The organism is Arthrobacter sp. TmT3-37 (genome assembly GCF_054510835.1).
The window spans coordinates 189,118-200,978 of the sequence record NZ_JBTNDU010000001.1 but is presented as its reverse complement, the minus strand read 5'-3'; the positions used below and the strand labels follow the sequence as shown (position 1 = coordinate 200,978).

The window sequence follows — 11,861 nt, the reverse complement described above, 5'->3', positions numbered from 1 at the left end:
CGTGCGCGTCGACAACCGGCTTCTCCGGATCTCATGACAGCGGGACGAGGATCCATGGTGGGTACCAAACGAGCCACCGCCCTTCCGGGATCGCAGCCACCCCTGCGTCGCCGGACCCGCGTCGTCGCGGCCACGGTCGTCGTCGTTCTGTCGGGCGCAGTCGGCGCCTGCACCGCGCCCGAGGAGACCGGCGCGGAGAATGTCTGGCCGATGACGGGGCCGGACGCCTCGGTCGGTGGTGTGGACGTGTCCGCCGAAGGCGGCGCCCGATGGACCGACGCCGGATTGCAGCTGAGCGGGGACGACTACGCCAGCACCTGGACGGTCAGCCCGATCGTCACCGACGCGAGCTTCTCGGTGAGTGCCTGGGCCCGTCCGACGGGGCGGCCCGGGGAGTACGCCGCCGTCCTCAGCGAAGCAGGAGACGTCGCCGGATCATTCTTCCTGGGCATCGCCGAGGGGTTCTGGTCCTTCTCCGTCAAGCCCGAGGACGGCAACGGGAGTGGTTTCGTGACCAATCGCGACCGGGCAACACGGGTGGACGTCGAACCGGACGTGTGGGTGCATCTGGCGGGAGTCTACGATTCCGATGCCGGGCGCGCCCGGTTCTTCCTCAACGGATACCCCGTGAGCGAGCAGGGGATCGCCACGGACGCGGTCTATGCAGCGGAAGGCCCGCTCCTGTTCGGTCGCGCCCAGGCCGATCGGCGGGCGTCCGACTTCTTCACGGGCACCGTGGCCGACGTGCGGACCTGGCCGCGGGCACTCAGCCCCGGCGAGGTCGCCGCCGCCGCCCGTGCCGATACACCGGCAGGCGCCACCCTCCACCCACCGGAGGAGTCGGCAGCCTTCGTCTGCCCGGACCCGCACGGCGGGGTCTGCCTGGGCACCCTCATGGCAGGGACCTACTCGACGACGTCCTTCGAGCCGGCACTCTCGTACACGGTCCCCGCGGGGTGGACCAACGGTCAGGATCTGCCGGGCAATCTGCTGCTGAGCAGGAGCGTGGATCCAGCGGGAGGCATCTGGGGCGGGAGCTACATCGGCGTCTACCAGGACATCCGCGCTCCAGCGCTCTGCGGGGAGGAGGTGCAGCCCGGCATCGGTACGAGCGCCGCCGAGCTCGCAGCGTGGTATCGCAGCGTTCCGGGGCTGCAGATCACGCGCGACGTGCCCGTGACGGTCGGCGGGCTGTCCGGTGTGGCGCTCGATCTCAGGGTGGGCGCCGACTGGAGGAGCCCGTGCCCCCTCATGCGCGTCGCCCACGTGATCCCCGTGCTCATCGGCGGCGGGGTCTCCACCCTGCACCACGTCATCGGCGCCCCGGTGGAGATGCGTCTGTACCTCCTCGATCAGGGTGGAGGGAATGTCGCGATCGAGGTCACGGCAGTGCTCGAGCAGCACAGCCTGACGGACTACCTCCGCGAGGCGGACGTGGTCGTCGGCTCGTTCGAGTTCGAGTCCTAGCGGTCGCGCGCACTCCCGGGCGAACGGGCATCGCCGCCCGGCCGATGCCCGTTCCTCGATGCCCCCGCTCCACGCATCGATGCCGTACCAGTACCCGGGCGCCGACCTAGGTAGCGGAGCCAGTATTTGATCGGGGCGACCCGGTGGCCCTGCGTACTCCGGACGGTGAAGACGCGTAAGCCCTACTCGTGTAGGACGGGCCGGCGGTTCGTAAGGTCGATGTCAGTACAGGTTGGGACCCTCGCGCTGCGTTTCCTGAACCTGCCTGAGGAGGAAGCGATGGATGCTCTGCCGTTCCGGGGCCGGTCACTGCGGATCGCCCCCGTCGGAACACGCAGCAGGCCGGCGCGCCACCGTGGGCCCGTCACCCGTGCAGGGAAGGCCGGGCGGCAGCCCTCGGCCACCGGCTCCTGTAGCGCCTCCTCCGCGAAAGGGCCGACGCCGTGACCTCCCAGCCCGGGAAGCCGGGGAGGATGTCCAGGGGACAACGGGCCGCAGGTGCTGCGGCCCTGATCACTGTGCTCGGTCTGACCGGGTGGGGCGTCGCCGCTGGTTCGCTGGCTCCCGAGCCGACGACCCGGTCGGCGCAGATCGAAGGCCCCTCCAGCGCCCCGTCCGGCGCTTCCGGATCCGCTCCCGCCGAACCAGGATCCGAAGCGGACCCACCCGCACCGACCGGACCCGCATCCACGCCGACGTCCTCCGGCCCGACGTCCTCCGACCCGGAGGTTCCCGCCACCGAGGTGCCGGCTGCTCCCGACCCGGGATCGGACGCCTTCGCCCCGCCCACCGCCACCGGGAAGATCATCGACGAGCCGCCGCCCGTCGCCACCCCGCAGACCTTCGATGAACCAGCCGATGTCGCCGAGGGCGTTGCTGCCAGGGTGGCAGCGATGAAGGCCGTCGACGGCGAGGCCCGGGGCATCGGCGAGGTGGACGGTCCCGCGGTGCAGTTCACCCTCGAGATCACCAACAGCACCACGGAGTCCGTCTCCCTGGCGGAAGCAGTCGTGAATGTCGAGGCAGGGACCGACCGATCCCCGGCCGGTCAGCTGAGCGGCCCTGGAGCCACTGCCTTCCCTGCCGATGTCGCCCCCGGACAGACCGTCTCGGGGGTCTTCGTCTTCCAGATCCCACCGGAACAGCGCACAGCCGTCCGCGTCCTGTTCCACTACCAGGCAGTTTCACCCGTCGCGGCCTTCGAAGGCCCCGTGCCACTGCAAGGAGAGGCACCATGATGAATCACAGCATCCCGCCGGTGGCATCGCAGGACGAAGCCACCGGGCGCCAGGGGTACCGCGGCGTACTCCGGAAGACCCTTGCGATGGCAGCCGCCTGTGCCCTCGCCGTCGTGGCGACCGTCGCCGCCGGCCCGATGGCCGCTGCGGACACGGCACCCGATCCGATCACTGCCGCGAACCCGCCCACGGTGTCGGCCGATCCGCTGCCCACCGTGCAGGTCAACGGCGTCGTCTGGCAGCAGGTGATCATCGGCAACACCGTCTATGCGGCCGGCAACTTCACCACGGCCCGGCCGGCCGGGGCCGCAGCCGGAACGAACACCGTGTCGCGCAACCACATCCTCGCCTACGACATCAGGACGGGGGCGCTCATCCAGTCCTTCGCCCCGAGCCTCAACGCGCAGGCCCGTTCCATCGCGGCGTCACCGGACGGTTCACGGATCTACGTCGGAGGCGCCTTCACGGCAGTGAACGGAGCACCTGCCTCCCGGATCGCCGCACTCGATCCGACCACCGGTGCGGTGATCAACTCCTTCAAGCCGGCGCCCAACTCGCGCGTCGATGCGATCGTGGCGACGGCGGACGCCGTCTACCTGGGCGGCTGGTTCTCCGCTGTGGGGTCCACCTCGCGGCCGAGGCTCGCTGCCGTCGATGCCGGCACCGGGGCGCTGCGCAGCTGGAATCCGCAGGCCGCAGGAGGGGACGTCTGGGCGATGGTCCTGTCCCCTGACCGCACGAAACTCGTCGTGGGCGGCAGCTTCACGACCCTCAATGGGTCCGCGAACCCCGGGTACGGACTCGCCGCCATCGATGCGACGTCGGGCGCGCTGAGGCCCTGGGCGGTGAACGATCTGGTCCGTAATGGGGGAGCGGATGCCGCCATCACCTCGCTGTCCACCGACGGCACGAATGTCTACGGGACCGGCTACGTCTTCGGTGCAGGTGGCAACCTCGAGGGGACGTTCTCCGCGAACTGGTCGGACGGGTCCGTGAAGTGGGTCGAGGACTGCCACGGCGACTCCTACGGCGTCTCTCCCATCGGTGAAACCATCTACACCGTGGGGCATGCCCACTACTGCGGGAACATCGGCGGGTTCCCGGAGTCCAACCCCCGGGACTGGCAACGCGCCATCGCGTTCAGCAGGAGCACGACCGGAACCGTCAAGCGGAACAGCGTCGGGAGATACTTCAACTTCGAAGGCAATCCCGCCCCGTCGCTCCTCACCTGGTTCCCGCGGCTGACCGCCGGCACGTTCACGGGTCAGGGCCAGGCGGCCTGGACGGTCACGGGCACCTCCGACTACGTGGTGCTGGGCGGGGAGTTCCCCCGGGTGAACGGCGTGGGGCAGCAGGGCCTTGTGCGCTTCGCGGTCCGCAACATCGCGCCGAACAAGGTGGGACCCACCGTCACCGGTGCCGGGACCAACCCCACGCTCACCTCCACGGCAGCCGGCAAGGTCACCGTGCAGTGGACCTCCAACTGGGACTTCGACAACGAGAAGCTCACCTATCGGGTGATCCGCGACGGCCAGATTGCCACCCCGGTGCACACGGTCTCGCAGCTGTCGAAATTCTGGCAGCGGCCCGTGCTGACGTTCGAGGACTCGGGTCTCGCCCCGTCCTCGACGCACACCTATCGGATCTTCGCCACCGACCCCTTCGGCAACGAGGTCCGCTCGGAGAGCGTGAGCGTCACCGTCATGGCGGGCACGGCGGAGAACACCCCTCCCACGGCACGGTTCACGGAGACGGTCAGCGGCCTGGCGGCGTCCTTCGACGGTTCGACCTCGACCGACGCCGACGGCACCATCGCCTCCTACGCCTGGGACTTCGGTGACGGGACCACGGGTGCAGGGGCGAAGGCTTCGAAGACCTACGCCGCGGCGGGAACGTACACGGTGAGGCTGACGGTGACCGACAACTCAGGTGCCGTCCACACGGCGTCCAGGGCCGTCACGGTCACGGCGGCTCCGCCCGCGAACACCCCGCCCACGGCAGCGTTCACGCAGACCGCGACCGGCCTGGCAGCGTCCTTCGACGGTTCGACCTCGACCGACGCCGACGGCACCATCGCCTCTTACGCCTGGGACTTCGGTGACGGGACGACGGGAGCGGGGGTGAAGGCTTCGAAGACCTACGCCGCGGCGGGAACGTACACGGTGAGGCTGACGGTGACCGACAACGCCGGAGCGACGAACTCCGCTTCCCGTGCCGTGACGGTGACAGCGGCGGGGCAACCGGCGGGTGAGCTCGCCCGGGACACCTTCAGCCGGACCGTCACCGGAGGCTGGGGCACCGCCGAGGCGGGTGGGACCTGGGCGGTCGGCGGATCCACCGGCAAGTACTCGGTCGACGGCAGCAGGGGCCTGCTGAACCTGGCGGCCGCAGCCTCGAGTGCTACCGCGCGACTGGACGGCGTCTCGTCGCTGACCACCGACACCCGCTTCACCGCGAAGCTCGACAAGGCGCCCAACGGCGGTGGCCTCCACCTGACCGTGATCGGCCGCAACGTCGCAGGAGCAGGTGACTACCGGGGCAAGCTCCTGGTGTCCGGCACCGGTGGGCTGTCGCTCATCACGGAGAAGGCCGTCAACGGTACGACGACCCGCCTCGGGAGCGCTTCGGTGCCCCTCACCTTCAGCGTGACCGACACGTACTCCATGCGGGTGCGGGTGTCGGGTACCGCCCCGGCGACGGTGCAGGCCAAGGTGTGGAAGGTCGGGACGGCGGAGCCTGCTGCCTGGCAGCTCACGTCGACCGACTCCGAGCCCGTCCTGCAGAAGGCAGGATCGGTGGCCGTGGACGCCTACCTCTCCAGTTCGGCGACCGTGGCACCGGTGAAGGTGGCGTTCGACGACCTCGTGGTGCAGCAGTAGGTCGCACCTCCCGCGGAGGCGGCCGCACGGCGGTGGAGGGATGGGGCAACCCATCCCTCCACCGATGACCGGTGCGTGATGGCGCCGCTTTGCAGTCCGGCCGTCCTCCTGCGAGGATAGCCCCGCACGAAGTACAGGGAGCAAGGACGAATGAGCATGCTACGGACCGCCAGGGCCCGGATCGCGGTAAGCGGGGTGGCCGCTCCGGCCTGCTGTGCGCCCGCGCCGCAGCCGGCCTTCCAGCATGCAGCGGACAGCCCCTCCAGCTGAACTCCCGCATCCACCGCCCAGAGCGGGTCGACGGTGCCGTCCCACCCACGGCACGGTTCCTTCGCATGCCTCCAGCCGGCAGAGCTCGATCACTCCGATCCTCCGACTGCTAAGGCACTCTCCCATGCAACCCCTTTCCATCAAGGACATCCGCTCCTCCTTCATCAATGCCACGCGATCCGAGACCGCGAAGCTCACACCGCCCAGGAATCTCGAGACCCTGGACTGGGACCACCTCGACTTCCTCGGCTGGCGGGACGAGAAGATGCCGCTCCGCGGGTACCTCGTGGTCCCCACCGCCCAGGGCCTGTCCGGCATGCTCCTCCGGGCACCCGACAGCGGCGCCCGGAAGAACCGGTCCGTGCTCTGCGAGCTCTGCCGGGACGTGTTCTCGAAGGAGGACGTCCTCCTCTGGGTCGCCCGACGTTCCGGCCGGTCCGGTCGCGACGGCAACACCGTCGGCACCCTCATCTGCGCGGACTTCATCTGCTCCTCGAACGTCCGCAGGGAGCCTCCTGCCGGCGAGATCCATCCCGACCCCGCCGTCGTCGTGCGTCGCCAGGTCGACGAGCTCCGGGAGCGGTCCGAACGGTTCCTCAGCCGGGTGCGGCAGCGCTAGCCCGCACCTCGATGAACGGCATGCCCGCCTGCACACCCGCGGGCGGGCATGTCCCCCTCCGCGGAGCAGGACGTCCACCGGGGACGGCGGCCGCGCTGGGCTAACCTAGAGCAGTGACTTACGAGATCGAGATTGGCCGAGGCAAGCGCGGACGCAGGGCATATTCGCTGGACGACGTGGCGGTGGTGCCCTCCCGGCGCACCCGGGATCCCCTCGACGTCTCGGTGAACTGGCAGATCGACGCGTACCAGTTCGAGATGCCCGTCGTCGCAGCGCCCATGGACTCCGCCATGTCGCCCGCCACGGCCATCGCGATGGGGCGGCTCGGCGGCCTCGGTGTCCTCAACCTCGAAGGGCTCTGGACCCGCTACGAGGACCCGCTGCCGGTGCTCGAGGAGATCGCCGGTCTGGGCGCGGGGAACTTCAGCCCCGCGGCGACCCGACGCATGCAGGAGCTCTACGACGCGCCGATCCAGGCCGACCTGATCACCAGCCGGCTGGCCGAGATCCGCGAAGCGGGCGTGACGGTCGCGGGCGCACTGACCCCACAACGCACCCAGCAGTTCTACAAGACCGTCCTCGCTGCCGGCGTCGACATCTTCGTCATCCGCGGCACCACGGTGTCCGCCGAGCACGTGTCCAAGAACGAGCAGCCGCTCGACCTCAAGAAGTTCATCTACGAACTCGACGTGCCCGTGATCGTCGGCGGCGCCGCGGGTTACACCCCCGCGCTCCACCTCATGCGGACCGGTGCGGCAGGCGTCCTCGTCGGCTTCGGCGGGGGAGCGACGACGACGACCCGCCGCGCACTCGGCATCCACTCGCCGCTCGCCTCGGCGATCGCCGACGTCGCCGGCGCCCGCCGCGACTACATGGACGAGTCCGGCGGCCGGTACGTCCACGTGATCGCCGACGGCGGTATGGGTGCGAGCGGCGACATCGTGAAGGCCATCGCCATGGGCGCCGACGCCGTCATGCTCGGTTCCGCGCTCGCCCGCGCCGAGGAGGCTCCGGGCCAGGGCTGGCACTGGGGCCAGGAAGCGCACCACCATGAGCTTCCGCGCGGCGACCGGGTCAACATCGGCACCGTCGGACCGCTCAAGGAGGTGCTGTGGGGGCCGTCGCACCACACGGACGGCACCTCGAACCTGATCGGTGCGCTGCGCCGGGCCATGGCCACCACCGGTTACTCGGACCTCAAGGAGTTCCAGCGGGTGGAAGTCGTGCTTTCCCCGTATGTCTCCACCGACTGAACCTCGAAAGGCACACCGTGAGCCAGAACTCCCTCGAGCTGCACGACGCCGAGCTCACCACCCCGGATCTCGTGATCCTGGAGATGGAGGCTGCATCCAAGGAGGATGCAACGGCACAGCTGGCCGCACGCCTGCATGCGGCCGGCCGGATCTCCGACCTCCGGGCGTTCCTCGACCAGGTCAACTCCCGCGAGCACCAGATGGCCACCGGTCTCCCCGGTGGCGTGGGCCTCCCGCACGCCCGCAGCGAGTACGTGAACCAGACGTCGATCGCCGTCGGGGTCACGCGCTTCGGGTACAGCCTCGACTTCGGTGCCGTGGACGGCCCTGCCACTCTCGTGCTCCTCATGGCGACGCCCGCACAGTCGTTCTCGGAGCACCTCGAAGTCCTCGCCACGATCGCGCGCAGCCTGTTCAAGGAGAACTTCCGGGAGTCGCTGCGCCGCGCGCACGACGCCGAGGTCATCGCCGAGCTGATCAACTCGTCCCTGGTCTTCTTCGACCACTAGGACCTGCGCGCCCCTACTCGCTCCGCCAGGAGTTCCAGAGCGAGGCGTAGGCGCCGTCGAGCGCCAGCAGCTCGTCGTGCGAGCCCAGTTCGGCGATGCGGCCCTCCTCCACGACGGCGACGCGGTCGGCGTCGTGCGCCGTGTGGAGCCGGTGCGCGATCGCGATGACGGTGCGCCCCTCGAGCACCGCGTTGAGGGACCGCTCCAGGTCGCGAGCCGCCTGCGGGTCGATCAGCGACGTGGCCTCGTCCAGGACCAGGGTGTGCGGGTCCGCGAGGATCAGCCGCGCCAGGGCCAGCTCCTGCGCCTGGGCGGGCGTCAGCTCGTGGGCGCCCGAACCGACCTCCGTGTGCATGCCCTCCGGCAACTGCCGCACCCAGTCGAGCGCACCCACGCTGCGCAGCGCATCCTCGATCTCCCCGTCGCCGGCATCCGCGCGGCCCAGGCGGACGTTGTCGGAGACCGACCCCACGAAGACGTGGTGCTCCTGCGTCACCAGAGCCACCTCGCGGCGGAGATCGTCGAGCGGGCGGTCGACGAGGGGCACACCGCCCACCGTGACCGATCCCGACGACGGCGGATGGATGCCGGCGATCAGGCGCCCGAGCGTCGACTTCCCCGCTCCGGACGGGCCGACGACGGCCAGGCGCTCGCCGCGCACCAGGGTGAGGTCCACGCCGTGCAGCACATCGTGCCCCGGCCGATACGCGTAGCTCGCCGCGGACAGCACGATGTCCTCGTTCGCCGGCTCCGCCGTCGTCGCCCGGCGGTCCGGTTCCACGTCCTTGATGCCGACGATCCGCGCGAGGGAGGCCGCACCGACCTGGATCTCGTCGGTCCACATGATGAGCAGGTCCACCGGGTCGATCAGGCGCACCGCGAAGAGTGCCACGGCCGCGACGGCGCCCGGCGTGACGACGCCCTGGCCCGCCAGCCACCCTCCCCAGAGAAGGACGGCGGCAGCGGGCAGCCAGAAGGCGATATCGGCCGCCGGGAACAGGACCGAGCGGAGCCACAGCGTGTAGCGCTCCGCCCGGTAGCTCGTGCCCAGGGCGCCGTCGAGGTCCTCCCGTCGCAGCCCGCCGAGGCTCAGGGCATCGACGGTGCGCGCGCCCTCGATGGTCTCGGTGATCGTCCCGTTGACGACGGCGTACGTCTCGCGTTCGCGCATGTAGCCTGCGGCGCTGCGCCTGAGGTACCAGCGCGTCACGGGCCACAGCAGCGGCAGGCCGACCAGCAGGGCGACGGACAGGACGGGCGAGGTGACGACGGCGGCGCCGAGGGTCAGGATGATCGTCACCACCGACACCACGACCTGCGGCACGCCGAAGCGGACGGTGTGGGACACGGCCTCGATGTCGTTGGTCGTGCGGGCCACGAGGTCCCCGGTGCCCGCCTTCTCCACGGTGGAGAGCGGAAGCGCGGTGACGTCCTCCAGGAAGTCCTCGCGCAGCTCCGCGAAGACGCGCTCCCCGAACACCATGCCGGACCGGACGGCGTACCGTCGCAGCACCGACTGCACGGCGAGGAAACCGAGCATCCCCAGCGAGACCGACGCGACGAAGCCCGCCGTCGTGCCCGCCGACACGGCGTCGATGAGGATGCCGAGCAGCAGCGGCCCGGCGAGTCCGGCGACGGCCGATCCGACGTACAGGGCGATCACCGCGCCGAGCCCCCGCCGGTGGTGCCGGATGAGCCGGGAGGCCTCGTCCCGGACGGTCCTGGGCTCCGCGACGGGAAGCTTCGCGGTACTACTCACTGCGGATCACCACATTTCGATAGGCGGGACTGGTGGCCATGAGGTCGCGGTGGCTGCCGCGGGCCGCGACCCGGCCGTCCTCGAGGAACAGCACCCGGTCCACGGCCCGGAGCATGAGAGGGCTCGCGGTGACGATGACGGTGGTCAGGCCGGCGTGGCGCCGCGCTCCCGGCAGGCGCGCGGCGATGCGCTGTTCGGTATGGGCGTCGACGGCGCTCGTCGGCTCCACGAGCACGAGGTTCTCCGCTCCGGTGAGGTAGGCGCGCGCCAGGACGAGGCGCTGCCGCTGGCCCCCGGAGAAGCCCCTCCCACGTTCGGTGACCTCGTGCCCCAGGCCGCCGTCGATCCCGTCCAGGATGTCCAGCGCGCTCGCGGCCTCGAGGGCCGCGAGGATCGCGCCGTCGTCGTGCCTGCCGTGCGGGTCCAGTTGCCGGCGCAGGGACCCGCTGAACAGTTGGGGGCTCGCCTCGCTCACCACGATGCGGGCACGGATGTCGGCGAGCGGCACGTGCCGGAGGTCGGCGGCACCCCACCGGACGGTCGCTTCGGCGAGCACGGCGTCCTCGAACCGGCCGAGGCGTGTGACGGCCGCGGTCGACTCCGCCGGTTCCCGGGACACGACGGCGGTGAGGAGCCCGGGTTCGACGACGACTCCCGACCGCTCGTCCACCAGGGCCGAGCCCGACGGCGGTGCCGGGACCGGCGTGCTGCTCTCGGCGACATCCGCGTCCACGGACAGTACGGCGATGATCTTCCGGGCACCGACGTGCGCGCGGATGAAGCGGGCCACCGAGTCTGCGGCGGCGCGGATGGGCGTCATGAGGAAGATGGAGAAGCCGTACAGCGCCACGAGCTCGCCGGGCGTGATCTCGCCCGCGAGGACGAGTGAGGCGCCGACCCAGGTGAACACGACACTGAAGGTCCCCGCGATGAACACCTGAGAAGCTTCCAGATCGGCGAGGGAGCGGGCCACGCGGATACCGGAGTCACGGGTGGCCGCTGACTTCACGCGGTACCGGTCCACGAAGATGTGTTCCCCGCCGATGCCGCGCAGGACGCGCAGGCCTGCCACCGTGTCGGCGCCCACCGCTGTCATCCTGCCCGAGGCCTCGCGCTGCTCGCGCTGCCGCGCCTGCATGGGACGCACGACGAAGAGGAGCAGCCCGCAGCACACGGGCACGCCGAGGAGCACCACGAGGCCGAGCAGGGGGGAGGTCTGCCAGATGAGCACCGTCACCACGAGCCATGCCGCCGCAGCACCGGCGAGGCGCGTCAGCACCTCGTACACCTCACCGAGCCGGAAGGCGTCCGACGCCGCCGTCGACACGACCTCGCCCGTCGAGAGGGCCGTCGGCAGGGCATCGCCCGTGCGGCTGATCTTGTGCCCCACGAGGCGTACGGAGCGGAAGGCGGCCTGCATCCAATTGCTGACCCCGGCCCGGTGCGTCGCCGTGTCGGAGACGGCCTGGACGACCGTGAGGCCCAGCAGGGCCCCGGCCCAGCCGAGGAGCGCCCGGGAGTCACCGCCGATCACGCCGTCGTCGATGGCCCGGCCGAGGACGAAGGGCATGACCGCCTGCGACGCCATCCAGACCGCACCGAGCAGGATCCCTGCGGCGAGCGTCGCCTTCTGGAAGCCGCCCAGCCAGAGCAGGTAGCGCGTGGGCGAGCGCAGGTCCGGAGAGCCGGTCAGGGGATAGGGAAAGGCACGCACGAGGACCAAGCCTAGACCGCATCGGACCGAAGCGATAGGGATTCACCAATCACTTTCCCGGGCCGTGCCACGGGCGCATCCGGCACCGGCGGCATTCGTTGTTCTACAGAGTCACGAAGTACCTTTAAGGAGTGTTGAAGACCGCCCTGAAGC

General features: G+C 70.4%; 8 protein-coding genes. 6 read left to right on the top strand and 2 right to left on the bottom strand.

What is annotated here, in order from left to right:
• Nucleotides 1–57 precede the first annotated feature (57 nt).
• The 6 genes from ACX80U_RS00850 (at nt 58) to ACX80U_RS00825 (ending at nt 8,235) form a co-directional block, all read left to right on the top strand.
• Entirely contained in the window at nt 58–1,467 is a 1,410-nt protein-coding gene (locus ACX80U_RS00850; RefSeq protein ID WP_459267113.1) for a LamG domain-containing protein, read from the top strand.
• A 443-nt stretch (nt 1,468–1,910) separates the two neighbouring features.
• Nucleotides 1,911–2,705 (top strand): DUF4352 domain-containing protein, encoded by a 795-nt coding sequence (locus ACX80U_RS00845; RefSeq protein WP_459267112.1) that lies wholly within the window; start codon nt 1,911–1,913, stop codon nt 2,703–2,705.
• A complete protein-coding gene (locus tag ACX80U_RS00840) occupies nt 2,702–5,584 on the top strand; it encodes a PKD domain-containing protein (protein WP_459267111.1) in 2,883 nt (960 codons plus the stop codon). Before ACX80U_RS00845 ends, ACX80U_RS00840 begins: the two co-directional genes overlap by 4 nt.
• A gap of 394 nt (nt 5,585–5,978) precedes the next feature.
• Nucleotides 5,979–6,473 carry an FBP domain-containing protein gene (locus ACX80U_RS00835; protein WP_208738955.1) on the top strand — a complete coding sequence of 165 codons (495 nt, stop codon included), beginning with the start codon at nt 5,979–5,981 and terminating at the stop codon, nt 6,471–6,473.
• Between the two features lie 113 nt (nt 6,474–6,586).
• On the top strand, nt 6,587–7,726 hold the full coding sequence (locus ACX80U_RS00830) for a GuaB3 family IMP dehydrogenase-related protein (protein ID WP_133082523.1): 1,140 nt from the start codon (nt 6,587–6,589) through the stop codon (nt 7,724–7,726).
• A 17-nt stretch (nt 7,727–7,743) separates the two neighbouring features.
• Nucleotides 7,744–8,235: a PTS sugar transporter subunit IIA gene (locus ACX80U_RS00825; RefSeq protein ID WP_133082524.1), complete on the top strand. Its 492-nt coding sequence runs from the start codon at nt 7,744–7,746 to the stop codon at nt 8,233–8,235.
• A gap of 13 nt (nt 8,236–8,248) precedes the next feature.
• Here ACX80U_RS00825 and ACX80U_RS00820 read toward each other — a convergent pair whose 3' ends face one another.
• Nucleotides 8,249–9,994 carry an ABC transporter ATP-binding protein gene (locus ACX80U_RS00820; RefSeq protein WP_459267110.1) on the bottom strand — a complete coding sequence of 582 codons (1,746 nt, stop codon included), beginning with the start codon at nt 9,992–9,994 and terminating at the stop codon, nt 8,249–8,251.
• On the bottom strand, nt 9,987–11,708 hold the full coding sequence (locus tag ACX80U_RS00815; RefSeq protein WP_459267109.1) for an ABC transporter transmembrane domain-containing protein: 1,722 nt from the start codon (nt 11,706–11,708) through the stop codon (nt 9,987–9,989). The genes ACX80U_RS00820 and ACX80U_RS00815 overlap by 8 nt, the downstream gene beginning before the upstream one ends.
• Between the last annotated feature and the right edge of the window lie 153 nt (nt 11,709–11,861).